Raw genomic sequence first — 26,645 nt, forward strand, 5'->3', positions numbered from 1 at the left:
TGATGCAGTTCGTAGACCTGAAGGCGTTGCACGACACGCTGCAGCCTGCCCTGAACGACGCGATCACCCGCATCATCGACACGTCCGCGTTCATTCGCGGCAAGGATGTCGACGATTTCGAGCAGAATTTCGCCAGCCTGACCGGCGCGAGGCATTGTGTTTCCTGCGCCAATGGCACGGACGCGCTCTATATCGCGCTCAGGGCCCTGGGGGCCGGACCGGGTGATGAAGTCATCACCACGGCGCACAGCTGGATCGCCACCAGCGAGACCATCACCCAGACCGGGGCGAAGGTCGTGTTCGGCGATACGGAAGACGCCTACTTCTGCCTTGATCCCGCAGAGGTCGAGGCGAAGATCACGCCCCGCACCAGGGGGGTGGTTGTCGTGCACCTCTATGGACAGCCTGCGGCGATCGGCGAGATCAAGGCCATCTGTGACCGCCACGGACTCTGGCTGATCGAGGACAGTGCCCAGGCACATCTGGCCGAAGCGGACGGGCAGCAGGTGGGTCGCTTCGGCGACGTTGCCACCTTCTCCTTCTATCCGGGCAAGAACCTGGGGGCGATGGGCGATGCCGGGTGCCTGATCACCGATCGCGACGACAGCGCGGAATTCGCCACCCTGTTTGCTCGCCATGGTGGCAAGAACAACCACGTCATGGAGGGGATTTGCAGCCGCATGGACGGGCTGCAGGCGGCCGTCCTGAACGTGAAGATGCCCCATCTGCCTGGCTGGAATGATGCCCGCCGCAAGGTTGCGGCCCGCTATGATGCCCTGCTCGACGGGGTCGGGGACCTGATCCTGCCGGCGCAGCGTCCCGGCGTGCGCCATGTCTACCACCTGTATGTGGTCCGCACCGGAGACCGTGACGCGCTCCAGAAACATCTCTCGGCAGCGGGCGTACCGACAGTCATCAACTACCCCCGCGCCCTGCCCTTCTATTCGGCGTACGACCGCCTGGGGCACACACCATCCGATTTCCCCGTGGCACATGCCCATGCGTCGGAGATCCTGTCGCTGCCGATCCATCCGCTTCTGACCGAAGAGGAGCAGGATCAGGTGGTCGCTGCCATCAGGGACTACTTCACGAAGACAGGCGATCAGGACTGATGAGCCAGGAGAACGGCACGACGAAACCTGCCCCGACGGTCAGTGTGCTGATGACAGCCTACAACCGGGCCGACTTCATCGCCGACGCGATGGGCAGTGTTCTGGCCTCCGACTTTATCGACTTCGAACTGATCGTGGTCGATGACGGGTCGAGTGACAGGACGGTCGAGATCGCACGGAAGCTGGAAGCCACCGACAGCCGTGTACGGGTCTATCAGAACGAGAAGAACCTGGGCGACTATCCGAACCGCAAGCACGCCGCCAGTCTCGCAGAAGGAAAGTACCTGAAGTACGTCGATTCCGACGACATGATCTATCCGTGGGGTCTGGGTGTCTTCGTGCGGTGCATGGAGCAATTCCCGGAGGCCGGTTTCGGCCTGTCAGCCCATTCCGCGCCCGATCGCCCGCATCCGATGATCTTCTCCCCCGCTGAAGCCTACAGGGAAGAGTTCCACGGGCGCGAACTGTTCGGGCGAGCGCCCGGATCCGGCATCATTCGCCGCGACGCCTACGAGGCCGTCGGCGGCTTCAGCGGCATGCGCCAGTTGGGTGACATGGAATTCTGGCTGAAGATCGGGGCCCGCTACCCGGTGGTGACCCTGCCGCCTGCCCTGGTCTGGGACCGGGTGCATGGCGGGCAGGAGAAGAACGCCGACTCCGATACCGAAAAGGCCGCGATGCGAGCAGGTGTGGTGATCGCCGCGCTCGAATCGCCGGATTGCCCGCTGGACATGGCGGAAAAGCAGGCAGCCCTGGAAGCCTACCGCAGCAAGCTCCACAGACCACTCTGGCGCGAACTGCTGCACCCTGACCGCATTGGCAACGCGCTTGCCTACCGCCGTACCGTGCTCGCGCGCCTGCAGCGTGCAACGCGGCAGTCTGCCGGAAAGTTCCAGAAATGAATGACCAAGAGCCGTCTGACGACGGAGAGAAGTCAGCCTTCAAGGCTGGAGACTACTGGGAGAGCAGGCTCTCGCAGCATTACACCCTGCAGGGGGTCGGCGATATCGGCCTGCCGCTCAGCTACAACAACTGGCTGTATCGTGTGCGTGCCAGCGCCTTTCGGCATGTACTGAAACATTTGCAGGGCAATCCCGGGGACTGGTCCATTATGGATGTCGGTTCGGGGACCGGCTTCTATATCGAGCAGTGGACACAGCGCCGCCCGCGCATGCTTGCGGGCGCCGACATCACCGCGACGGCCGTCCGGAATCTTTCAGGCCGTTTTCCGAACGCCGTGTTCATGCAGATCGACATAGGCAGTGACCTGCCGGAAACGTTGCAACCGGGTTCGCTGGACGTGATCACCGCCTATGATGTGCTGTTTCACATCGTGGAGAAGGAACCCTACGCAAGGGCGATGCGGAACTTTTCGGATCTGATCCGGCCCGGTGGCTATCTGATCTTCTCGGACAACCTGGTCGATGACGGTCGCAATCACGACACGCATCAGATCTCGCGAACAGAGGGCGATGTCCGTGATCTGCTGCGCCGGAATGGTTTCTCTATCGAGAAGGTCGTGCCCATGTTCGTCTTCATGAACGACCCGGTTCGCAGCCGCAGTCGGATCATGCGGGCCCTGTTCAACCGGATCTATCGGCTGGCCGCCCGCAGTGAAACCTGGGGCCAAGTCGTCGGAGCTGCACTCTATCCAATAGAAGTTGCGGCACTGCGATTGCTGTCGCGCGGTCCCTCGACAGAGATCTTCATCTGTCGGCGCGATAGCTGAGCATTCTCACCCGATGCCACTTCATGTCCTCATCCTGCCAACCGAGGAGTTCCTGCCGGCTCATGCACCACTGGCAGGAATATTTCAGGGACATCAACTGGAAGCGCTGCGGATGACCGGCAACGAGCGGTTCGGCGTTCTCTCCGTTCGCCTGCGCCATTCCGTGCCCATGTACATCCGCAGCATCCTGCGCCGCCTCGCCCTGCGTCCGGCCGATCCCGCACTGCCGGGCACACGCCTTTCGACCCTGTGCCGGGAATTGACCCGGCGGTGGTTCGAGCCGCGGTCCACAGTGACCGTCGCGGAATGGCAAGGCACACCGGTCGTGAGGGTGGAGGGGCTTTACGGCACGCCGCCGTCCCGCAGGTACGACCCGATCTGGTGGCAGCGGACAGGCTGGGCAGGCTATCGCGAATATTGTGCACGCTACGGTCGCCCCGACCTGATCCATGCCCACAACACCATCTCAGCCGGTCTGCTGGCGCACCGGATCTCCCGACGGGACGGCATTCCCTATGTGCTGACCGAGCACAGCAGTGCCTACCAGCTTGATGAGGTCCCGGCTTCCCTGTTTCCCGCGGTTCGCGCCGCCATCGCGGGGGCGCGGGCCTTCCTGCCGGTCAGCAAGGCCTTGCTGCAGTCCATGGTCACCCGTATCGGCCAGCCGGACACCGAAGTCACCGTTCTCGGCAATGTGCTGCCACGTGCCTTCATGGCTGTTCCGCCGAGAGACAGAGCAGGCAGTCCCTTCACGTTTCTCACCGTTGGCAGTCTGCTGCCGGTCAAGAACCAGACCCTGCTGCTGTCCGCGTTCGCGCAGGTTCTCAGTACCCGCCCCGACTGCCGCCTGGTCCTGGTTGGTGACGGGCCGCTTCGCCAGTCACTGGAGCAACAGTCCGCCGAGGCCGGGCTGGGTGATCGGGTCGAATTCGCGGGACTGTTGGAACCGGAACAGGTTCGCGCGCAGATGCAGCAGGCTGACGCCTTCGTCTTTCCCAGCCAGTTCGAGACCTTCGGCGTTGCGCTGATCGAGGCCCTGGCCTGCGGCCTGCCGGTGATTGCCATGGCATCGGGCGGCCCGGAAGAAATCGTCACGCCCGCGAACGGGCGGCTGGTCGCGCCGGCCGACGCGGCCGGTCTGGTCGCGGCAATGGTGGAGGTCGCCTCGGCGTCCGGAAGCTTCGATGCCGAGGCCATTCAGGCCAGCGCACGGACAACCTGGGGACCACAGGAATTTGGTCAGAAGCTTCGTGCCGTCTACGCCAAAGCATGTGGGGCCTGAAATGAGCAGGACAGAAGAGCCGGACCTGAACCAGATCCAGAACCATCGCCAGTGCAGCGTCGGTGTACTGGATACGGGCGACGATCCGGACATGCGCTTCGATGACGAAGGGCGCAGCCACTACTACCACGACTACATGCGCGCCGCTGCCGAGCTGGTTCACGAGGGACCAGAGGGCGAGGCCATGCTGCAGGCACTGGCCGAGCAGATCCGTGCGGACGGCAAGGGCAAGCCCTACGACTGCATCATGGGTCTGAGCGGTGGCGTCGACAGCACCTATGTGGCACTGCAGGCGCGCCGTCTGGGACTGCGCCCCCTCGCCGTTCATCTCGACAATGGCTGGAACGCGGAGCTTGCGGTCCAGAACATCGAACAGATCGTCAGCCGCCTGGACATCGACCTGCACACCCATGTCATTGACTGGAACGAGTTCCGGGACCTGCAGCGCGCCCACATCAAGGCATCCGTGATCGACATCGAAGTCGTTTCGGACCACGCGATATTTGCTTTGCTGAACCAGTTGGCATCGAAGTATGGCATCCGCCATGTCCTCAGCGGCACCAATGTGGTGACCGAATTCGTCATGCCGCCGCACTGGATCTATGCCAAGACCGATCACGTGAACATACAGGCGATCCACGCTGCCTATGGCGAGGTACCGCTGAAGACCTACCCCTTCATGTCCTTGAAACAGAAGAAGTGGGACATGATGTTCCGGGGACTGAAATCCCACTCCATCCTGAACCTGATGCCTTACGACAAGGCTGCGGTGAAACAGCGGATCATCGAGGAACTGGGCTGGCGGGACTATGGCGGCAAGCACCACGAGTCGATATTCACCCGCTTCTACCAAGGCTACATCCTGCCGGTGAAGTTCGGTGTCGACAAGCGCAAGGCCCATCTGACGAACCTGATCTATGCCGGACAGATCACCAAGGAAGAGGCGCTGGCCGAACTGTCCGCGCCCCCCTACGATCCGGATCAGATGGAGGAGGACCGCCAGTTCGTCTCCAAGAAGCTGGGGTTCACCCTGGCGGAGTTCGATGAACTCATGCGGGCGCCGCCGCGGCCCCACAGCGACTTTGCGGTCGAGCGTTCCGTCTACGAGATGTACCCCGCGTTGCGCCCGCTGCGTGGTGCCTTCAACCTGATCAAGCCCCGTGCCGGGAAGCGTACCTGAGTGTCGGGATCGCGTGTCCCCGAATGACCGGAACAGACGTTCGGTGGCTTACGGACAGGCAGATCCTGCTGATCTCACCGCAGGTCTGGGACCACATACCGATTTCCAAGCATCACTATGCAGAGGCGCTGGGACTTTCGAACAGGGTCTTCTTTCTCGATCCTCCGGACTGGACCATGCGTCCGGGCGCAGTGCGCCGCACGGCAACGGAACGGCAGGGCGTGGAGCGCATCATCTGGCGACCCTGCCTGCCGAGGGCACTGCGGTTTCATGCGCCCGGGCTCTATCGGATATGGATCGGACGGGAGGTCCGTCGGCTGGTCCGGACGCTGCGGGCCAGCCCGGATCTGGTCTGGTGCTTCGATTTCAATACCTACCCCGACCTTCGTGCATTCGGTGCGCCGCGCGCGATCTTCCATCCGGTGGACCCCATCAGCGATCCTCGGCAGGCCCGGATCGGTCGTACCGCCGACCTCGTGCTCAGCGTGTCGGAACGCATTCTGGAGAGTGTGACGGCACACGCGCCGTCCCCCGTCAGCGCCGTGATCAGTCATGGCACCGGACCGGAGTTCGAGGCACTGGCGCGCGCGGAGGTGAGTACACAACAGATGGATGGCAGCATTCACTGCGGTTACTTCGGAAACCTCGACCGCCCCACCATCAACGTGGATCTGCTGAGGGCAGTGGCGCGGCAGCATCCGGATATCACCTTCCATTACTGGGGCCCCTTCAGCGAGGGTTCCCCCCTGGCGGCGGCATTGGCGGATTGCGGGAACTGCCTGTTTCACGGCGCGCTGCCGAAGGCGGAACTGGCGAAGGCGGCGGCGGACATGGATTGCCTGTTGCTGAGCTATCAGGATCATGAAACCGAGTCGGACCGTTCGAATTCGCACAAGTTCCTGGAGTATTTCGCGACGGGGAAGGTGGTTGTCAGCAGCCGCATGTCGATCTATGCCGACGACCCGGAACTGGTCCGCATGTCCGGTGCGGTCGATGACAGTGACTTCTGTGATGTCTTCAGCGAGACGGTGAACACCCTGGGCACCCACAACGCGCCGGAACGCCAGATGCGCCGCAAGGCACTGGCACTGCAGAATACCTACCCCCGCAACATTGCACGGATCGACAGCATTCTCTGCCAGATCGAGACGACCACCGGCCGCAGCAAGGAAACGAGATCATGAGCCTGAAACGATTGATCGCCCGCAGTGTCGATGTGCTGCCCTGGGGTGTGCGCAACAGCATCAAGTCACTGCCACTGGTGGCACCGCTGCAGCGCTGGCTGGTCAACTCGGCGATGAAGGATGCCGAGTTCGTGCACCGCATCACCGCCGGTCCCGCGAAGGGGCTGTCCATGCGGATCAGACTGCCGGAGGACAAGCTGTACTGGACCGGCACCTGGGAGCAGGATGTGACAACCGCCCTCGCGGCAGAGGTCGCGCCGGGGATGGTCTGCTACGACATCGGCAGTCACAGGGGTTTCATGGCCGGTGTCATGGCCGCGAATAGTGCGGGCGAGGTGATCTGCTTCGAACCCAATCCGCAGAATGCGGCAACGATCGATGACCTGATCGCGCTGAACCCGCAGATGAAACTGTCCCTGCAGACTCTTGCCGTCGGCGCAGACGATACAACCGCCACGTTCGAGATCATGCCCGAGACAAGCATGGGCAAGCTTTCGAGTTCCAGCTTTCAGCACGGCACCGACGGGCAGCAGCGTATCGAGGTTCAGGTCGCGCGTCTGGATACCCTGGTCGACAGTCAGGTCGTTGCACCGCCAGACCTGCTGAAGATCGACATCGAGGGTGCGGAGCTGGATGCCCTGCAGGGTGCGACCGCCACCATCGAGAAGTTCAGACCGACCCTGCTGATCGAGGTCCACTCCCACGATCTGCTGACCGGTTGCCGCCAATGGCTGGCGGAGCGGAACTACCGGATGCACGTCGTGCAACAGGATCTGGACACCATCACCGCTGCCAACTTCCATGTCTGCCACCTGGTCGCCAAGCCTTCCTGATGGCGCATCGCTATGTGATCGTCTCCGGTTTCCAGGTGATCAACAATCCGCGCGTGGTCAAGGAAGCCGACGCCATCGCGGAACTGGGTCACGAGGTCATCGTGCTGGCTGCCATACATCGGGCGCAGGACCTGCCGCGCATCAACGCGATGGTACGGGAGCGGAAATGGCAACATGTGCCCGTGGTGGACCTGACCCGCACGGGGCTGATGAATCGGCTGCGTGGCACCGGGCTGCGGGCGATGGCGCGACTGATGCGGGAGGCCGGGCAACGCTTCGGCTACGAACACCCGATGCAACTGGGGTATGAAGCAGGTTCGCTGCTGCGCACCGCGCGTCGGCTGAACGCTGACCTCTACAGTCTGCATCTGGAAAAGGCACTCTGGGTCGGCACCAAACTGATCCATGATGGCCGCGCCGTGCGGATCGACATGGAGGACTGGTACACCTGTGATGGTCTTCCGGTCGATCAGGCCAAGCGGCCACTGGCGATGATGCGTCGGGCCGAGTCGTTCCTGCTCAACAATGCCGTCCATGCAACAACGACGTCCCATGCTCTGGCAGATGCCCTGGTGCAGGCCTATGGCTGCCCGAAGCCGGACGTGATCCACAACAGTTTTCCGTCCGGGGAACGTCTGACGACGGACGGCAGGATCGTGGACCGTACAGATACCGCCATTCCGTCAATCACCTGGTTCTCGCAGACGATAGGTCCAGGGCGCGGACTCGAGATCCTGATGAAGGCGATCATGCTGATCGATGCACCGTTCGAACTGCATCTGCGCGGAACCCCTCGCCCCGGCTTCGTGCAGGAACTCATGGCCCCGCTCTCACCGGAAGTCCGTGGTCGTGTCCATGTCCATGCCCAGGTCCCGCAGGAAGAACTGCTGTCGCGGCTGAGCGAGCACGATATCGGCTATTGCGGGGAACGTTCGGACAAGCCCAACAGCGATCTGACCATCGCAAACAAGGTCTTCGAGTACATGCGCGCCGGCCTCGCCATCGTGGCCAGTGACACTGCCGGACAGAAGGAAGTCGCCGCGACGGCGCCCGAAGCGGTCCGCATCTTTCCGCAGGACGATGCGCAGGCCCTTGCCAATGCCCTGCGCCCGCTGATCGAGGATGCCGAGACCCGAAAAGGCGCGGCGGCCGCGGCCGTGGCGGCCCTGGATCAGCATTTCTCCTGGGAACTGTCGAAGGCACGGCTGCAGGATCAGGTGAATGGCTTTCTGGGAGCAGCAGACACTTGAAACGGGTTCTCTGCATCTCGCCGCACTTTCCGCCGGTGAATGCCGCCGACATGCACCGGCTGCGGCAATCCCTGCCGTGGATGCGCGCGAACGGCTGGGAACCGATTGTCTTTGCCGTCGATCCCGCTGACTGCGAGACGGCCTCCGACCCCCTGTTGCTTCAGACCATTCCCGACGACATCGAGGTCCATCACGTGCGGGCCTTCTCGCCCCGCCTGACGCGCAAGGTGGGGCTGGGCAATCTCGGCTTTCGCTGCTGGCTGCAGTTGCGGCGCGCCGTGGATGCCTATCTGGCCCGCCATCCGGTGGACCTGATCTTCTTCACGACAACGGTCTTCACGGCCATCGCCCACGGTCCGCACTGGAAGCGGAAATTCGGTGTTCCCTTCGTCGTCGATCTGCAGGATCCGTGGCGCAACGACTATTATCTCTCGCTGCCGCGCGAGAAACGCCCGCGCAAGTTTGCCTTCGACTACTGGCAGAAGTCGAAACTGGAAGCCCGCACGATGCCGGAGGCTGCCGGCGTGCTGGCCGTGTCGGAACCCTACATCCGCACGGTTCAGGACCGCTATCCCGTACTGCGCGACAGGCCGGAACTGACCCTGCCCTTCGCGGCGGCGGTCGGCGACATGGACATCGCACGTACCCTTCCCGAGACCGAGAGATCAGCGGACCCGTCACAGGTTGTCGTGCGCTACGTCGGCCGGGGCGGACCGGACATGGCGCGGGCGCTTGCAATCCTGTTCCGTGCCATGCGGCTGGGGCTTGAACGCGAACGCGAGACCTTTGACAGGCTGCGGTTCGAATTCTACGGCACCAGCTACGCCCGTGCGGGCCACGGCATGCGAACGATCCTGCCGGTTGCAGAACGGGAGGGGGTCGCAGACCAGGTCAGCGAGATACCGGACCGTCTCCCCTATTTCGTGTCGCTGCGCCATCTTCTGGACGCGGATGCCCTGCTGGTGATCGGCTCCGATGACGCCGCCTATACAGCGTCCAAGGTCTATCCCTACGTGCTTGCCGGCCGGCCACTGCTCTCGATCTTTCACGAATCCAGCGGGGCTGCGAAATTCGTCCGCAAGACAGGTGCCGGCTCTGTCGTGACATTCGGCCCGGGACAGACCGACGACCTGGCAGTGCAGGAGACCTGTTCCGCCCTTGCCGCATTCGTCCGCATGCCGCAAGTTCCCGAAATGGACAGGACGGCATTCGCCGCTTTCACCGCTGAAGCCATGACGGCAAGAATGACCGCGTTCTTCGAAGAAGCCGTTGCGTCCCGACCTTGATGGAATGCCTATGACCGAGAAATTCGTACAGTATGGCTGTGGCCAGGGTGGACCGGCCACCTGGGTGAACTACGACGCATCGCCCACCCTTCGTTTCGAGCGCATTCCGCTGATCGGACGCCTCTACACCCGCAACAGCCAGCGTTTCGCCGACACCGTCCGCTATGGCGACATCGTGGCAGGGCTGCCTGAACCGGATGCCAGCGCGGACGCTGTCTATTGTTCGCATGTGCTGGAACATCTGGCACTTGAAGACCTGCGTATCGCGCTTGGCAATACCATTCGATTGCTGAAGCCTGGTGGCATGTTCCGGCTGGTTGTTCCCGACATGGAGTTCGAGGCCAGACGGTATCTGGACAACCCCGATGCCGATGCCGTGAGCCAGTTCATGGACGCGACCTATCTGGGATCGCGTCGCAGGGCCCGCACCTTGAGACAGAAGCTGACCAGCCAGTTTGGCAACAGCAGCCATCTGTGGATGTGGGACTACAAGGGTCTCGCGCAGGAGCTGAAGCATGCGGGTTTCGAAGATATCCGTCGCGCTAGCCACGGCGACGCCTCGATGGCCGCCTTTGCAGACGTCGAAGATCCCGGGCGCTGGGCGAACAGTCTGGGCATCGAGTGCAGGAAACCGCGTTGAACAAGAAGGTATCGAACGTGCGGCTGGCGATACTTTCCAGCCATCCGATCCAGTACAACGCCCCTCTTTTTCGTGAACTCGCGAACCAGGACGGCCTGACACTACGTGTCTTCTATTGCTGGGAAGGTACGGCGAATTCCTTCGATCACGAATTCAATCGGCCTGTGACACTCGATATTCCGCTGCTGGAAGGCTATGACTGGGAAATGGTGCCCAATGTCGCGAAGGATCCCGGCACGCACCATTTCGGCGGCCTGCACAACCCCGAAATGAACTCCAGGATTGCCCGGTTTGATCCGGATTGCCTGCTTGTGTTCGGCTGGGCCTGGCGGACGAACCTGAGCGCGCTCAGGCACTTCCATGGCCGCATTCCCGTTCTCTTCCGCGGCGATTCGACATTGCGGTCGACGCATCACGCCCGTTGGAAATCATGGTTGCGCCGGACGTTACTGACCTGGGTCTACAGACACGTTGATCTCGCACTCTCGCCCGGGCAGGAAAATCGCAAGTACCTGAAGGCGATGGGTTTCCCCGAAGACCGCATACGCCACATGCCCCATGCGATCGACATACATCGCTTCTCCGCGGACGATCCTGAATCATCGCGGCGCGCGCATGAGATGCGCTCCAATCTGGGCATTTCGCCGGAAGCGCTCGTGTTTCTCTTCGCCGGGAAGTTCGTCCAGCGCAAACAGGTGCATGTCCTGCTCGCAGCTTTCAGGGAACTTCGTACCGAACTCCCCTCCTCGGACATGCACCTGGTGCTGGTCGGGGACGGACCTGACGAGCCGATGCTTCGAAGGCAGTCAGAGGAGACGCCCTCGGTACATTTTTGCGGTTTCAGGAACCAGAGCGAGATGCCGGCAACATACCGGATGGCCGATGTATATGTGCTGCCCTCGGTTCGCGACACCTGGGGCCTGGGGCTGAACGAGGCATTGGCAGCAGGCTGCGTCGCGATCGCCAGCGATCATGTCGGCGCCGCACCCGATCTGCTGGAGGCCAGGCAATATGGCCGGATCTTCGAGTGCGGCAACTCCGCTGCACTTTGCGCAGCGATGCGCGAGTTTGTGGATCTGCGATCAGACTTGCCCATGCTTGCGCGTCAGGCGGTCGAGGACAGTCCGGGTTGGTCAATCGAGTCCGCGGCAGAGGCCGTTGCGGCGGTGATACGTGAAGCCACGGAATCCCCGCTCCGTTGATTGGCCACACCGACTATTGGCACTCGACAGCGTGAATGTTCTCACAGTCCTGCGCATCCATGCCCTGGTCACACAGGGATTGAAGACAAAATGACTTGCGTTGATTTCCAAGCACTGGCAAGCCACTACGACATGTGGGCTGACAGGCGTGGCTATCTCCAAAGGGCATCTGGCGAACACCGGCCCGGACAGGGGTGCCCGGTGCCCCCAGGACAATGGCCGATGCCTTGACCATCACCACCTTCTGGCATTGATCGAAAGCAGTTGCATGACGGCAGTTGAGAATTATCACGGTTCAGACGGTGACCTGGCTTCGCATCGTACATCCGGCTATGCCGATCTGGTGGTTGGCGCAGCGGTCGCGCTTGTCGCGCTGATGTCCGGTGTCGAAATCCTGATGGCACTCGGCCTTGGTCTCTTCGCCTACTCGCTTTACTGGTTCATCGATACAACAGGTAAGGAAGTCGCCATTGGCGCCGTGGTTTCGATGATTGCCACCGCACAGTGGATTGTCGGACCCTATCTGGCCTATTACCACGATGCCGTTACTTACAAGTACAGAATGTACGTTGACGAGGAAACCTACTCCCTCTACATCGTTCCGTCGTTGTTCCTGCTCGTATTTGCAATTCGTTTTTTCGCGCCCAAGATCAGCATCTTTCAAATTCGAAATTATATCGTCAATACGTCGCTTCTGAGTTCGAGAAATATTTACTATATTTTTGCGATTGGAGCCATTACACAGCTATCCGTATCAAGTCTCCCATTTTCTCTTCGATTTTTCATTTTCCTGTTCTCTCAATTTGCATTTATTGGCGCCATCTACATGATGGTTCTCGGGATGCGATTCCGCTGGGTATGCCTGATTACTGCGTTTCTTCTTCAGGGAATGAATTCGCTCGATTACAGCCTTTTTCACATTTTCCTGCTCTGGTCCGCACTTATCGCGTCTTATATCTGCGCAGAACTACGGCTGAATTTTACCACGAAGCTTGCTGTTCTGGTCCTGAGTGTACTGCTTGTGGCGCAGCTTCAGGCAGCCAAGTCCGAATATCGTCTCCGCATCATTCAAGATCCCGGTAGTGCCGGAATCTTTTCACTAATGGACGCCATGGTGGAGAATTCCCTCTTCCAGAATTCCGCATTCTCGTCGACAAGCACCGACTATGGACAGCTGAATGCCCGCCTGAATCAGGGATGGATCATCAGCGCCGCGATGAACTATGTCCCCTCGGTTCGCGAATTCGAGAACGGAGAGACAATTGTGCGCGCATTCCAGGAAAGTCTTCTGCCGAGATTCCTGTTCGAGAAGCGCGACATCAAGGTATCTGACGGATTCGAGAGGTACACCGGGCTGAAGGTTTCCAGCGACACCTCTTTCGGCATCAGCGTCGTGGGCGAGGCCTGGGTCAATTTTGGCTACTACGGCATCATCTTCATGGGATTCTTTGGCACATTCTATGGCCTGATCCTGAAGACGATCGTCATCATTGCCCGAAGATTTCCCACGGTAATCTTCTGGATACCCCTGATATTCCTGCAGGCGACCAAGGCCGAGACCGAGAGCGCCATCGTGCTGAACCACATCGTCAAGTCAGGAGCTCTGGTCGCGATGTTCTACGTCTTTGCCTACAAGGTTCTGAAGTGGCGCATCTAGACCTTCGGCGTCATCGACCCGGCTGACTGCAGCTGATGCGCATCTTCATGTCGTCGGGCAGTTTCGACCGCAGCTATGGAGGTCCGGCCTACTCGGTTTCCAGGCTCGGCCGGGCGCTGGCCGATGCGGGTGCACAGGTCGGTCTCTGGGCACCGGATGGCAGCGCCGTTGGCTCCGACGTCATCCAGGTCGCCGAAGGTCAGGGTGATGACCGGCTGTCCCGGCTCGACGGGGCCCTGCCGACGGCGCTCGAGACATTCGGAGAGGTCGACGTCTTTCATGACAGCGGCCTGTGGTGGTCCCACAATCACGCCATCAGCCGTCATGCGCGGCAGGCCGGGAAACCGGTCGTGGTCAGCACCCGTGGCATGCTCGCCCCCTGGGCAATGCGCCACAAGTACTGGCGCAAGAAGGTCGCCTGGCAGCTTTACCAGCGCCGGGACCTGATGCGCGCCACCGCCATCCACGCGACATCGCCGGAGGAGGCAGGCCACGTCGCCGCACTGAACCTCGGACACACGGCCGCGCTGATCCCCAACGGGGCCGACCTGCCGACCGAAGCTCCCTCACCCGGGACAGCAGCCCGGACAGCACCGCGGAAGGCTGTCTTCCTGGGGCGCCTGCACCCGGTCAAGGGACTGCCGCTGGCACTGGAGGCCTGGAACGCCGTACGGCCTGATGGCTGGGTGTTCGAGATCGCCGGACCGGATGAGGACGGCTATCGCGCGGTGCTGCAGGACCTGATTGCAAAGCATGCCCTGGACGACTGCGTCAGGCTGATCGGCGCGGTTGATGGCGACGCCAAGACGGAACTGCTGCGTGCCGCCGACCTCTTCGTGCTGCCCAGCCACTCGGAAAGCTTCGGGATGGTGGTGGCGGAGGCGCTTGCCCACAGCCTGCCGGTGCTGACGACCCAGGCCGTACCGTGGCCCGACCTCGAACGGATCGACTGCGGCTGGCGCGTGCCTGTCAGTGTCGCGGGCCTCACCGACGGCATATCCGCGGCAACCGCCCTATCCGATGCGGCGAGGATCGCCATGGGCGGCCGGGGCCATGATCTGGTTCGCACGCAATACAGTTGGGAATCGGTGGCAATGCGGTTTCTCGATCTCTATTCCTCCGTTCAGGCCGGATTCAAGACAGGAAGAGTTGCATGATCATCCTTGGCGTGAACGCCTTTCACGGGGACAGCTCCGCCTGTCTGATCCGTGACGGCAAGCTGGTCGCCGCGCTGGAGGAGGAACGCCTCCGCCGGATCAAGCACTGGGCGGGGTTCCCGTCCGAATCCATCCGCTATTGCCTGGACGAAGCGGGTCTGGGACTTGGCGATGTCGATGTGCTGGCCGTCAACCAGGACAGTCGCGCGAGTCTGCCGCGCAAGATCGGCTATGTGCTGCGCAAGCGTCCCGATCTGAGTCTGGTGCTCGACCGCATCCGCAACCGCCATGCCCGACGCAGCCTGCCTGAACTGATCGATGAAGCCTTTCCGGGAGAGACGTTCACCGGCGAGATCCGCAATATCGAACACCACCGCGCGCATCTTTCGTCCGCCTTCCACGTCTCTCCGTTCGAGGAGGCGACCGTCATTTCCGTGGACGGGTTCGGCGACTTTTCCAGCGGTGCCTGGGGGATCGGGCGCGGTACGGAGATCAGCATGGAGGGGAAGGTCTATTTCCCCCATTCGCTGGGCATCTTCTATCAGGCGCTGACCCAGTTTCTCGGCTTCCGGCACTATGGCGACGAGTACAAGGTCATGGGCCTGGCCCCCTACGGCAAGCCGGACCTGATGAACGAGATGCGCCAGATCGTGAAGCTGCAGTCTGATGGCGGCTACCAGCTCGACCTGCGGTATTTCCGTCACCACAAGGAAGGCGTGCAATATGAGTGGAAATCCGGCATCCCGGAAGTCGGCACCCTGTTCTCCGACGCTCTGGAGGGACTGCTGGGCCCGGCCCGGGAGCCGAAGGCGGAGATCGGCCAGCGGCACTATGACATCGCCCGCTCGGTACAGGCGATGTACGAGGAAGCCTTCTTCAACATGCTCAACACACTGCAGCCGCGCCACGGTCTGAAGACCCTGTGCCTGGCCGGTGGCTGCGCCATGAACTCCGTCGCCAACGGCAAGGTGCGTCGTCAGACAGCCTACGAGAAGGTCTATATCCAGTCCGCAGCGGGCGATGCCGGGGGTGCCATCGGTGCCGCCTATGCCGCCTGGCATGACACCGGGGCGCCACGCAGCTTCGTCATGGATCACGCCTACTGGGGTCCCGACTACGATGCGGCGGCGGTGAAGGGCGTACTGGACGACAACAGGGACGCCATCTCGGCCGCCGGTTGCAGCGTCACGACCCATGACCGGGAAAGCGACCTCTGTACCCGGACCGCGAAGGCCATCGCCGATGGCAAGGTCATCGGCTGGTTCCAGGGTCGGCTGGAATGGGGGCCGCGGGCGCTGGGCAACCGCTCCATCCTCTGCGACCCGCGCCGAGGCGACATGAAGGCGGTGCTGAACGCCAAGATCAAGAAGCGGGAGAGCTTCCGCCCCTTCGCGCCCTCGATCCTGTCAGAGCATGTCCCGGACTGGTTCGAGGAGGACGACAACGTCCCCTTCATGATGCAGGTCTTCCAGATCCGCGAACCGAAGCGCAGCGAGATCCCGGCTGTGACCCATGTCGACGGCTCCGGGCGGCTGCAGACCGTGCATCAGTCGGCCAACCCGCGCTACCACGCGCTGATTTCCGCCTTCGGTGACCTGACCGGTGTGCCGATCCTGCTGAATACCTCGTTCAACGAGAACGAGCCGGTGGTCTGCCGCCCGCAGGAAGCGCTGGACTGCTTCCTGCGCACCGACATGGATGTTCTGGTGCTGGGCGACACCATCATCGAACGCCAGCGCGACGCCTGATCCGACATCGATTGACGGCGGGCCGCGCAAGGACAGCGGGTCCTGACCCGATGCAGGGCGGGGCGTTGATTCACACGCTCCCGACAGCCTGCCAGTCGATCTCCGCCGGCCCCTTTCCCCACCCCCACTGACGTAATTCCTGCCGAGGCCCACCGTCCCGCGTGGTCCTGCCCATCGGCGTGGTCATGAGCCTGGCAGGTGGCCCGTTCTTCATCTGGCTGCTCTGCCGCCGACGGGGGATCCTTTGATGCGGGTCATCGAGGTGGCGGGCCTTTGCATCCGGCGCGACTGCAAGATGCTGATCGACAATGCCGACCTCGGCATCCGCGCGGGGGAGGTAACGACCATCCTCGGTCCCAACGGCGCGGGCAAGTCCACGCTGCTGCGCTGCCTGTCCGGGACCATGCGCCCCGATCGGGGTCGCGTCCTGTTCAACGGTCGTGACCTCAGCGACTACACGGCATCCGAGCTGGCCCTGCACAGGGCGGTGCTGGGGCAGGAGGGACAGCTCGCCTTCGGCAGTTCCGTCACGGACGTCGTCAGGCTGGGCCGCATCCCGCATGCCGGTCGCTCGACGCGCCGGACCGACCTGATGGCCGTCGCTGAAGCCATGCAGATCGCCAATGTCGAACATCTGGCGGACCGAAGTTTCCTCACCCTCTCCGGCGGCGAGAAACAGCGGGTGCACCTCGCCCGCACCCTCTGCCAGTTGCTCCCCTGGCGTCCGTCGGGCGCCGCGCCACAACTGCTGTTCCTGGATGAACCCACCAACAACCTCGACCTCTCGCACCAGCATGTTGTCCTGCGCCATGCCCGGAAACTGGCAAGGGGCGGGCTCGGTGTGGTGATCGTCCTGCATGACCCGAACCTCGCCATCGCCTATTCGGACCAGATTGTCCTGATGCAGGCGGGGCAGATCGTTGCGGCAGGTCCGACCGATGAAGCGCTTACCCCGGAACGGCTTTCGAGGGTCTATGGCATTCCGATGCGCCGGATCTCCCACCCCGACTACGTGCACGACCTGCTGGTCCCGGCGGAATAGTGCCAGACACGCCTGTCAGTTGGTGTCCGCCACGGACTGGGACACCTGGGTTTCCAGATCCTGCGCCAGCTGCCGCGCGAACAGGGCAGAGGCAATCGGCAGGGTCCGGCCCCGCACCTGGCCGAGCAGCAGGTGACCGACAGGCACGTCGCGGGTGGAGAGCGGGCGAATGGCCAGCCCATGCTGCGGCCCGGCATCCAGGCCAATCGGAATCTGGAACGCCACGGCCTTCTCGTGCAGCACATAGTGGCGCATGAAGTCGAAGGACTCCGCCTCCACGATGGGCGACAGCCGTCGCGTGCCGCGTCGTGACGCCTGGTCCAGCAGATGCCGCACCCCATACTCGGCGGTGGGCAGCACGTGCGGACAATCCAGGCAGTCGCGCAGCCTCAGTTCATCCTTCTCTGCCAGCGGATTGTCTGCAGCCATCACCACCTGAATCTGCTGCGGGATCGAGCTCAGAACCTCGAAATCCACCAGCACCACCGGCTCGAACACCAGCGCAAGGTCGCTGCTGAAGGTACTCAGGTCACGTTCCGCCGCCTCCCGGTCGCGCACCTTGACCTCGAAGGTCACGCCGGGATGTTCATGGCGGTAGGCCGCGATCTGTGCCGGCAGGAAATAGGGCAGCAGTGCCTGCGAACAGGCTATCGACACGTGACCGCGCCTGACCCCGGCCAGGTCGGCCACCTGCGACTGCACCCGCACCAGATCGGATACCTGGGACCGGATGTGCTGGATCAGCAGTTCCCCGGCCGGGTTGAGGCGCACCCCCCGCGGCAGCCGCTCGAAGATCTCGTAGCCGAATTCATCCTCGAACCGCCGGATGCGCCGGTTCAGGGCAGAGGCTGTGATGTTCACATCCTCCGCGGCCTTGCGGATCGATCCAGCCCGCATGACGGCCTCGATCAGGCGGAAGGTCTGCAGATGGCGCATCGCGATTGCTCCCGAGTGGTTCATTTATTGAACCGGTTCTGTGAATTAATAGCAATAGAATGACATACCCTAAACTCCTAGCGTTTCTGCAGTGCAGCATTCCTGACCTGGCAAGGAGACGAGGGCATGACCCTGACAAGGCGCGAACTACTGAAAATCGGCGGTGGCGGTGTTCTGGGTGCCGGCATCCTGCCGTTCCTGAAGGTCCTGCCCGCAGCCGCGGCAACGGACGACGTGATCGTCGGAGTGCATGGGCAGACCATCAACTCCCTCGACATCCACCGCACGGGCACCAACCGACCCAGCTATCAGGTCGCGGTGAACTGCTACGACCGGCTGGTGTCCTTCGGCACCAAGACCACGCCGGACGGCGGGCTGTCCTACGACTATTCGAAGATCGAACCGGAGCTGGCGGAAAGCTGGACCATCTCCGACGACGGCCTGACGATGACCTTCAAGCTGAACCCGAAGGCGGTCTTCCAGGACGGCTCCAGGGTAACGGCGGAGGACGTCAAATGGTCCTTCGACCGCGCCGTTTCGGCGGGTGGCTTCCCCACCGTGCAGATGAAGGCCGGCGGGCTGGTCCGCCCCGACCAGTTCACGGCAGTCGATGACGAGACCTTTGTCATCACGCTGGATCGGTCGTCGAAGCTGACGCTGCCCGATCTGGCCGTGCCGGTCCCCTATATCCTGAACTCCCGCATCGCCAAGGCCAATGCGACCGCCGATGACCCCTGGGCCATGGAATATGTCCACAAGAACACCATCGGTTCCGGCGCCTACAAGGTGGTGCGCTGGGATCCGGGTCAGCAGCTGGTCTATGAACGCAACGACGCCTGGACCGGTGGCCCCCTGCCCGGCATCAAGCGGCTGGTGCTGCGCGAGGTACCGAGCCAGGCCACCCGTCGCGCCCTGATCACCCGTGGCGACGCCCAGCTTTCCTTCAACATCCCCAACAAGGATGCGAAGGAACTCAGCGGCGACGTGAAGGTCTTCTCGACGCCCATCGAGAACTCGATCTACGTCGTCGGCGTGAACCACAAGTTCGAGCCGTTCCAGGACCCGGACGTGCGCAAGGCGCTCGCCTATGCCATTCCCTACGAGGAAATCTTCCAGGCTGCCGCCTACGGGCGCGGCAATCCGATGTGGGGCGGCAGCGCCGACATCGACAGCATCGACTGGCCGCGCAAGTCCCCCTACAGCACCGACATGGACAAGGCGCGCGAGCACCTGGAGAAGTCAGCCTTCGCCAAGGGCTTCGAGGTGCCCTTCTCCATCAGCCTGGGCCAGACCGACTGGATGGAACCGACCGCGCTGCTGATCCAGGAGAGCCTGGCGAAGCTGGGCATCAAGTCGGAGATCGACAAGATCCCCGGCGCCAACTGGCGCACCGCGTCCCTGGTGGAGAAGCGTCTGCCGCTGCATCTGGAAGGCTTCGGCGGCTGGCTGAACTACCCCTGCTACTACTTCTTCTGGGCCTACAAGGACGGGCATCTCTTCAACTCCTCCAACTACCGCAACGAGGAGATCGAGACGCTGGTGGACGAGACCCTGCATCTGCCCGTCGATGACCCCGACTACGCGCCCAAGGTGAAGCGCATGTTCGAGATCGCGTTCGAGGATCTGCCCCGCATCCCGCTGTGGCAGCCCGCCCTGAACGTGGCGACCAATGGTGCGACCGGCTACGAGTACTGGTTCCATCGCCAGCTCGATGCCCGCAAGCTGGCCAAGGGCTGAACATGAACCCCGGCCGCGATACCGGCACAGGATGTCCACGGACGGAGGCAGCGCAATGTCACCGCGCCTGAAGGGCATCCTGTTCCGCATGGCGCAGGCGATCCCCGTTGTCATCGGCGTTGTCATCATCGGCTTCGTCCTGACACGGGCCCTGCCCGGCGACCCGGCGGTCTATTTCGCCGGGGCCGCTGCCGATGCGGCATCCATCGCGGAAATCCGCAAGACACTGGGACTGGATCTGCCGCTGCCGCAGCAGTTCCTGATCTATGTCGGTGACCTGTTGAGCGGTGACTTCGGCGAGTCCATCTCCACCGGCCAGCCGGTGATCGCCGATCTCGCCAGCCGCCTGCCCGCCTCCCTGGAGCTCACGCTGGTGGCGTTGCTGCTGTCCTGTGCCATCGCGATCCCGCTGGGCGTCATGGCCGCAACGCGGCCCGGATCGCTGATCGACCATGCCTGCCGGGTGCTGGTGACCGCCGGTGTCTCGCTGCCGACCTTCTTCACCGGCGTCGTGCTGATCTACCTCTTCTATTACCTGCTCGGCATCGCCCCATCGCCGCTGGGCCGGTTGGACTTCATCTATATCGAACCGGATCGGATCACAGGCTTCTATCTGATCGATTCCGCGCTGGCGGGCGACGGCGAGACCTTCCTCGCCGCCCTGAGACAGCTCGTCCTGCCCGCGATCACCCTGGCGCTGTTCACCCTCGCCCCCATCGCGCGCATGACCCGCGCGGCAATGCTGGGTGCGCTCTCCGCCGATTTCGTCCGAACCGCCCGCGCCGCCGGACTGACCGGTCGCACCGTTCGCTACACCTATGCCTTCCGCAACGCGCTGCTGCCGGTGGTGACCACGCTGGGTATGGTCTTCTCCTTCACGCTTGGCGCGAACGTGCTGGTGGAGAAGGTCTTCGCCTGGCCCGGCATCGGGACCTACGCGGTGGAGGCGCTGGTGGTCTCCGACTATGCGGCAGTGCAAGGCTTTGTGCTGGCCATGGCCTTCCTGTTCGTGGCGCTGAACCTGGTGATCGACGTGACCTACACGCTGATCGACCCCCGTATCGGGTTCGAAGCGTCATGAGCGTCACGACCGCTTCCCCCGGCACCTTCAGCCACATCGGCTACGTCCTGCGCGGCAATCCGGTGACGCTGCTGTCGTTCGTGATGTTCGCCATCCTGATCATCGCGGCAGTGCTTGGCCCCCTTCTGGTGCCCTACGATCCGCTCGCGTCCGAGGCCGCGAATGCCCTGCAGCCGCCAAGCTGGGAACACTGGTTCGGCACCGACAACCTGGGTCGCGATGTCTTCAGCCGCGTCGTCATCGCCACCCGGCTGGACCTGATGATCTCCATCTCCGCCGTCACCCTGTCGCTGATGGCCGGGTCGATCCTGGGGGCGGCTGCGGGGTACTGGGGCGGCTGGCTCGATGCCGTGCTGAACCGGGTGATGGACACGATCATGGCGTTTCCGCTGTTCGTGCTGGCCATGGGCATCGTCGCCGCACTCGGCAACACGGTGGAGAACATCGTCTATGCCACCGCGGTCATCAATACGCCCTTCTACGCCCGCCTCGTCCGGGCGGAGGTCAACATCCGGCGCGAGGCAGGCTTCGTCCACGCGGCCAAGCTGGCGGGCAACTCCGACATCCGCGTGCTGGCCATGCACATCTTCCCCAACGCCCTGCCGCCGATGATGGTGCAGATGTCCCTGAACCTGGGCTGGGCGATCCTGAACGCAGCCGGTCTCAGCTTCATCGGCCTCGGTGTGCGCCCGCCGACCGCGGAGTGGGGCATCATGGTGGCGGAGGGGGCGAACTTCATCGTCTCCGGCGAATGGTGGCTGGCTGTCTTCCCCGGCCTGGCCCTGATGTTCGCCGTCTTCACCTTCAACCTGATGGGCGATGGTCTGCGCGACATCGTCGATCCCCGGCAGCGGACCTGAGCCATGCTGTCAGTCACCAATCTCGCAGTCCGCTTCCAGACCCGCCGGGGTCCCGTCGATGCCCTGAAGGGTGTCAGCCTGGACGTCGCAAGCGGCGAGATCCTGGGCGTCGTCGGCGAGTCCGGTTCCGGCAAGTCGGTGACCGCCTATTCGATCATGCGCCTGCTTGAGGCCGGCGGGCAGGTAACCGACGGCACGGTGCGCTATGGCGGCGTCGACCTGAGCGATCCCACGGAGACCCAGATGGGCAACATCCGGGGGCGGGAGATCTCCATGATCTTCCAGAACCCGCGCGCCGCGCTGAACCCGATCCGTCGGGTCGGTGACCAGATCGGCGACGTGCTGCGCCGCCATGCCCGCGCCACGCGGACCACGGCGCGGGCGGAGGCAATCAGGGCGCTGGAGGCCGTGCGCATCCGCGATGCCGCCGCGCGGGTGGATGCCTATCCGTTCGAACTGTCCGGCGGCATGTGCCAGCGTGTCGTCATCGCCCTGGCGCTGGCCTGTGATCCGAAGCTGCTGATCATGGACGAGCCGACAACGGGGCTGGACATCACCACCCAGAAGGCGGTGATGGACCTGGTGGCAGACCTGATCCGCGACCGGGGAATGAGCGCTATCCTGATCACGCACGACCTGGGCCTCGCATCGGGCTATTGCGACCGGATCATGGTGATGCGCGACGGCGAGGTGGTGGAACGCGGCACACCGCTCAGCCTGTTCACCACCCCCGACCACCCCTACACCCGCCGTCTGATAGACGCCACGCCCCGGCTGGGCGCGCAGATCCGGGAGCTGTTGCCGGTGGAGGCCCGAACCCCGCTGCCGGAACGTCGGGTAGAGGATGAACCACTGCTGGAGGTGCGGAACCTCGTCAAGACCTTCCCCTCCCGCTCAGGCCCCGTCCATGCGGTCCGCGATGTCTCCTTCACCATCAACAAGGGCCAGACCCTGGGGCTGGTCGGCGAATCCGGCTGTGGCAAGTCCACCACCTCATCGATGGTCGTGCGGCTGCTGGACCCGACCAGTGGCCAGATCATCTTCCGTGGCGAGGACCTCGCTGCAACACCGGCCAGCCGCTTTGCCCGGGACCCGCGTCGCGCCCGCATCCAGATGGTGTTTCAGGATGCCACCAACAGTCTCAACCCCCGCCACACCTCCCGCCAGTCCATCGCCGAACCGCTTCGGCGACTGGGTGACGGGGCAAGTGATGAACGGATCGCGGAACTCGCCGATCTGGTCGGCCTGCCGCTGCCCCTGCTGGACCGGTTTCCGCACCAGCTTTCGGGCGGCCAGAAGGCGCGGGTCGGCATCGCGCGGGCCATCGCGCTGGACCCGGACCTGCTGATCCTGGACGAACCCACGGCGGCGCTGGATGTCTCGATCCAGGCCGTCGTGCTGAACCTGCTGATCGACCTGCAGGCACGGCTGGGCATCAGCTACCTGTTCGTCAGCCATGACCTGAACGTCGTCCGCCTGCTGTGCGACCAGGTGATCGTGATGCAGGGCGGTTCCATCGTCGAACAGGGCCCGGCAGAGCAGGTGATGCGCAATCCGGCAACCGACTACACACGAACGCTGGTGGCCGCCGCGCCGCAGCCTCCCGCACTCCAGCAAGAAGAACAGGGGCTGTGACGGCCTGTCAGGAGACACCCATGCTTGATGATCTGCCCTTCACGCTGCCGTCTCTTCGATCGGCCTATGCCGATGGCGTCAGCCCGGTGGCAGTCATCGAGGAAGTCTACCGACGCATCGCCGAGGTCGATGATCCGGGCATCTTCATCGACCTGTTCGACCGGACGGAGGTGCTGGCCACCGTCGATGCGCTGGCAGGCATGGATCGTTCCCTGCCGCTCTGGGGCATTCCCTTCGCGATCAAGGACAATATCGACGTCGCCGGGCACGAGACCACCGCCGCCTGCCCGGCGTATTCCTACCGCGCCAAACAGGATGCGGTCTCCGTCGCGCGCCTGAGAGCCGCGGGGGCGCTGCCCATCGGCAAGACCAATCTGGACCAGTTCGCGACCGGCCTGGTGGGGGTCCGCACCCCCTACCCGGTCCCCCGAAACGCCGTCGACCCGGCAATCGTGCCCGGCGGATCGTCCAGCGGTTCCGCCGTCGCGGTGGCGCACGGCATGGTCTGCTTTTCCCTCGGCACCGACACGGCGGGATCGGGACGCGTGCCGGCTGCGCTGAACAACATTGTCGGACTGAAGCCGACACTGGGTGCCATCTCCGCCAGCGGCCTGGTGCCGGCCTGCCGGACCCTCGACACGATCTCGATCTTCGCCCTGACAGTGGAGGACGCGCACGCCGTCCTGGAAGCGGTCGCCGCCCCTGACGCAAGTGACGCCTATTCCCGCCCCGTCAGCGTCGCGCCGCTGACCCCCCTGCCGGACAGCTTTCGCGTCGGTGTGCCGGATGCGGCCACCCTTGAATTCTTCGGTGACGCCCTGCAGCAGGCGTCCTACATGTCGGACCTGGACCGTCTGGAGAAGGCCGGGGCGGAGCTGGTCCCGCTCGACTTCACGCCGTTCCATGACATTGCCCGACTGCTCTACGACGGGGCATGGGTGGCGGAGCGGCACGCGGTCATCGAGGATCTGCTGGCCTCCGCCCCGGAAGCCGTCCATCCGGTGACGCGCCAGATCATCCAGGTGGCGGAGACCCAGTCGGCAACGGACGCCTTCCGGGGCATCTATCGCCTGAAGGAACTGCGGGCCATTGCCGATCCGATGGTGGCGAGCGTTGATCTGCTGTGTGTTCCCACCATCCCGACCTTCTATTCCGTGGCGGACCTGACCCGGGACCCCATTGGTCCGAACGCCCGGCTTGGCACCTACACCAACTTCGTCAACCTGATGGACCTCTGCGGCATTGCCGTTCCGACGGCGCCGCGCACGGACGGTCGGCCGGGCAGCGTCACCCTGCTGGCACAGGCAGGACGGGATGGCTGGCTGGCGTCCGTGGCACTCGCACTGGAGCGGTCGGGGAAAGTCGGTGCAACGGCACACAGCCGCCCGACACCGGGCGTTCACGCACCCCGCCCCGGCCCGGACGAGATGGCCATCGCGGTCTGCGGCGCCCATATGGCCGGTCTGCCGCTGAATGGTCAGCTCACATCCCGGGGGGGGCGGTTCCTGCGCGCCACCACGACCGCCGGGGACTACCGCCTCTACGCGCTGAATGGCGGCCCGCCTGAAAGACCCGGACTGGTACGCGACCCGGCAGGCGGAGGTTCCGTGCCTGTCGAGGTCTGGGCCCTGCCGATGACGGAAGTCGGCAGCTTCCTGGCCGGCATCCCCGCCCCGCTCGGCCTCGGCACACTCACGCTGTCCGACGGCGAGTCGGTGACCGGGTTTCTCTGTGAAACCCATGGGCTGGCCGGTGCGCGGGAACTTGACGCGGCGGCTGGATGGCGTGGCCACCTCGCTGCAGGACGCTGAGTCCAGACCGGTGCAGAAAATGAACACATCCGAGGAATTAATAGCAAAAGACGACACCCACCACCTCACCTATCCTTTCTTCATCCGCAATCGATGCAGCCCCAAGACAGATGTGGCGGGGCAGGAACCCCTTTCCGAATCCAGGGCCAGGAGACACTCATGAACCGCAGAACCATCTCACGTCGCAGCCTTCTCAAGGCCGGTGCCGCAACAGGCGCGCTTGCCGCCGCGAGCGCCCTGCCCTTCGGTGCCGCACATGCCGCTGACCTGACCGTCGGCTTCATCTACGTCGGGCCGAAGGATGACTTCGGCTACAATCAGGCCCACGCCGAAGGGGCCGCCGCCGTCAAGGAGATGGCGGGCGTCACCGTGGTCGAGGAAGAGAACGTCCCCGAGACCGTCGCCGTCCAGAAGTCCATGGAATCCATGATCAACTTCGACGGTGCATCGCTGATGTTCCCGACCTCCTTCGGCTATTTCGATCCGCATATCCTGGCGGTCGCGCCGAAGCACCCGGATGTCCGGTTCCAGCACGCGGGCGGCCTCTGGTCCGCGGACAAGCATCCGAAGAACGCCGGTTCATATTTCGGCTACATCGGTCTCGGCCAGTACCTGAACGGCATCACCGCGGGCCACGCCACGAAGTCCAAGAAGATCGGCTTCGTTGCGGCCAAGCCGATCCCGCAGGTGCTGATGAACATCAACTCCTTCCTGCTGGGTGCCCGCGCCGTGGACCCGACCATCACCTGCCAGGTCATCTTCACCGGCGAATGGTCGCTGGCGGTGAAGGAGGCAGAGGCCACCAATGCCCTCGCCGACCAGGGCTGCGATGTCATCACCTGCCACGTCGATGGCCCGAAGGTAGTGGTGGAGACCGCTGCCGGTCGCGGCGCGTTCGTCTGTGGCTATCACGCCGACCAGAGCCCGCTGGCGCCCGCGAAATATCTCACCGGTGCCGAATGGAACTGGGCCAATGTCTATACCGGCATGGTCAAGACCATGATGAGCGGCGGCACCATCGACAACTTCGTCCGGGGTGGACTGTCGGATGGCTTCGTCAAGATGAGCCCGCTGGGTCCGGCGGTTTCCGACACCGCCCGCAACCAGTTCGAGGCGGCCAAGGCGGAGATCATGAAGGGCGGGTTCCTGATCATCAAGGGACCGATCAACGACAACAAGGGCAATGTCATTGCCCCCGCCGGCAAGGCCTTCGCCGAGGATGATATTGCGCTGGAGAGCATGGACTACCTGGTCGAGGGCGTGATCGGCTCGACTTCCTGATC

The 26,645-nt window shown here is 63.4% G+C and carries 22 protein-coding genes; 21 read left to right on the forward strand and 1 reads right to left on the reverse strand.

The genetic code is table 11. From position 1 onward, the window contains the following. Positions 1–2 precede the first annotated feature (2 nt). From QGV55_RS12440 to QGV55_RS12510, 15 genes are all read left to right on the forward strand, one after another. On the forward strand, positions 3–1,112 hold the full coding sequence (locus QGV55_RS12440) for a DegT/DnrJ/EryC1/StrS family aminotransferase (protein ID WP_281016464.1): 1,110 nt from the start codon (positions 3–5) through the stop codon (positions 1,110–1,112). Continuing rightward, positions 1,112–2,014, forward strand: a complete 903-nt coding sequence (locus QGV55_RS12445; RefSeq protein WP_281016463.1) for a glycosyltransferase family A protein — start codon at positions 1,112–1,114, stop codon at positions 2,012–2,014. The genes QGV55_RS12440 and QGV55_RS12445 overlap by 1 nt, the downstream gene beginning before the upstream one ends. Next, complete coding sequence (locus QGV55_RS12450) at positions 2,011–2,841, forward strand: class I SAM-dependent methyltransferase (protein ID WP_281016462.1); 831 nt, start codon at positions 2,011–2,013, stop codon at positions 2,839–2,841. Before QGV55_RS12445 ends, QGV55_RS12450 begins: the two co-directional genes overlap by 4 nt. 112 nt (positions 2,842–2,953) lie before the next feature. Then, the gene (locus QGV55_RS12455) at positions 2,954–4,123 is read left to right on the forward strand and encodes a glycosyltransferase (protein ID WP_281016461.1); all 1,170 of its coding nucleotides are present in this window, start codon (positions 2,954–2,956) and stop codon (positions 4,121–4,123) included. Position 4,124: 1 nt separating this feature from the next. After that, on the forward strand, positions 4,125–5,303 hold the full coding sequence (locus QGV55_RS12460) for an N-acetyl sugar amidotransferase (RefSeq protein WP_281016460.1): 1,179 nt from the start codon (positions 4,125–4,127) through the stop codon (positions 5,301–5,303). Positions 5,304–5,326: 23 nt separating this feature from the next. Continuing rightward, positions 5,327–6,487, forward strand: a complete 1,161-nt coding sequence (locus tag QGV55_RS12465; protein ID WP_281016459.1) for a hypothetical protein — start codon at positions 5,327–5,329, stop codon at positions 6,485–6,487. Beyond that, positions 6,484–7,320 (forward strand): FkbM family methyltransferase, encoded by an 837-nt coding sequence (locus QGV55_RS12470; RefSeq protein ID WP_281016458.1) that lies wholly within the window; start codon positions 6,484–6,486, stop codon positions 7,318–7,320. Before QGV55_RS12465 ends, QGV55_RS12470 begins: the two co-directional genes overlap by 4 nt. Further along, on the forward strand, positions 7,320–8,570 hold the full coding sequence (locus QGV55_RS12475; protein ID WP_281016457.1) for a glycosyltransferase: 1,251 nt from the start codon (positions 7,320–7,322) through the stop codon (positions 8,568–8,570). Before QGV55_RS12470 ends, QGV55_RS12475 begins: the two co-directional genes overlap by 1 nt. Continuing rightward, positions 8,567–9,856 (forward strand): glycosyltransferase, encoded by a 1,290-nt coding sequence (locus QGV55_RS12480; protein WP_281016456.1) that lies wholly within the window; start codon positions 8,567–8,569, stop codon positions 9,854–9,856. The genes QGV55_RS12475 and QGV55_RS12480 overlap by 4 nt, the downstream gene beginning before the upstream one ends. A 10-nt stretch (positions 9,857–9,866) precedes the next feature. Further along, positions 9,867–10,496, forward strand: coding sequence for a methyltransferase domain-containing protein (locus QGV55_RS12485; protein ID WP_281016455.1), 630 nt, complete (start codon positions 9,867–9,869; stop codon positions 10,494–10,496). After that, on the forward strand, positions 10,493–11,698 hold the full coding sequence (locus QGV55_RS12490; protein ID WP_281016454.1) for a glycosyltransferase family 4 protein: 1,206 nt from the start codon (positions 10,493–10,495) through the stop codon (positions 11,696–11,698). Before QGV55_RS12485 ends, QGV55_RS12490 begins: the two co-directional genes overlap by 4 nt. A 268-nt stretch (positions 11,699–11,966) precedes the next feature. After that, entirely contained in the window at positions 11,967–13,355 is a 1,389-nt protein-coding gene (locus QGV55_RS12495; RefSeq protein ID WP_281016453.1) for a hypothetical protein, read from the forward strand. 35 nt (positions 13,356–13,390) lie between these two features. Beyond that, positions 13,391–14,512 (forward strand): glycosyltransferase, encoded by a 1,122-nt coding sequence (locus QGV55_RS12500; RefSeq protein ID WP_281016452.1) that lies wholly within the window; start codon positions 13,391–13,393, stop codon positions 14,510–14,512. Next, on the forward strand, positions 14,509–16,260 hold the full coding sequence (locus QGV55_RS12505; protein WP_281016451.1) for a carbamoyltransferase C-terminal domain-containing protein: 1,752 nt from the start codon (positions 14,509–14,511) through the stop codon (positions 16,258–16,260). Before QGV55_RS12500 ends, QGV55_RS12505 begins: the two co-directional genes overlap by 4 nt. 247 nt (positions 16,261–16,507) lie before the next feature. Then, a complete protein-coding gene (locus QGV55_RS12510; RefSeq protein ID WP_281016450.1) occupies positions 16,508–17,302 on the forward strand; it encodes a heme ABC transporter ATP-binding protein in 795 nt (264 codons plus the stop codon). Between the two features lie 15 nt (positions 17,303–17,317). Here the strand turns inward: QGV55_RS12510 and QGV55_RS12515 are convergent, their stop codons facing one another. Next, positions 17,318–18,238 (reverse strand): LysR family transcriptional regulator, encoded by a 921-nt coding sequence (locus tag QGV55_RS12515; RefSeq protein WP_281016449.1) that lies wholly within the window; start codon positions 18,236–18,238, stop codon positions 17,318–17,320. Positions 18,239–18,364: 126 nt separating this feature from the next. Here QGV55_RS12515 and QGV55_RS12520 point away from each other — a divergent pair, with 126 nt between their 5' ends. From QGV55_RS12520 to QGV55_RS12545, 6 genes are all read left to right on the forward strand, one after another. Beyond that, on the forward strand, positions 18,365–19,975 hold the full coding sequence (locus tag QGV55_RS12520) for an ABC transporter substrate-binding protein (RefSeq protein WP_281016448.1): 1,611 nt from the start codon (positions 18,365–18,367) through the stop codon (positions 19,973–19,975). A gap of 55 nt (positions 19,976–20,030) precedes the next feature. Next, complete coding sequence (locus QGV55_RS12525; protein WP_281016447.1) at positions 20,031–21,056, forward strand: ABC transporter permease; 1,026 nt, start codon at positions 20,031–20,033, stop codon at positions 21,054–21,056. After that, on the forward strand, positions 21,053–21,916 hold the full coding sequence (locus QGV55_RS12530) for an ABC transporter permease (protein WP_281016446.1): 864 nt from the start codon (positions 21,053–21,055) through the stop codon (positions 21,914–21,916). The genes QGV55_RS12525 and QGV55_RS12530 overlap by 4 nt, the downstream gene beginning before the upstream one ends. A 3-nt stretch (positions 21,917–21,919) precedes the next feature. After that, entirely contained in the window at positions 21,920–23,551 is a 1,632-nt protein-coding gene (locus tag QGV55_RS12535; protein ID WP_281016445.1) for an ABC transporter ATP-binding protein, read from the forward strand. Positions 23,552–23,571: 20 nt separating this feature from the next. After that, on the forward strand, positions 23,572–25,362 hold the full coding sequence (atzF, locus tag QGV55_RS12540; RefSeq protein ID WP_281016444.1) for an allophanate hydrolase: 1,791 nt from the start codon (positions 23,572–23,574) through the stop codon (positions 25,360–25,362). Positions 25,363–25,521: 159 nt separating this feature from the next. Beyond that, complete coding sequence (locus tag QGV55_RS12545) at positions 25,522–26,643, forward strand: BMP family ABC transporter substrate-binding protein (protein WP_281016443.1); 1,122 nt, start codon at positions 25,522–25,524, stop codon at positions 26,641–26,643. The last annotated feature ends 2 nt before the right edge of the window (positions 26,644–26,645 follow it).

It is taken from the genome of Minwuia sp. IMCC3009 (assembly GCF_029909415.1).
Lineage (GTDB): Bacteria > Pseudomonadota > Alphaproteobacteria > Minwuiales > Minwuiaceae > Minwuia.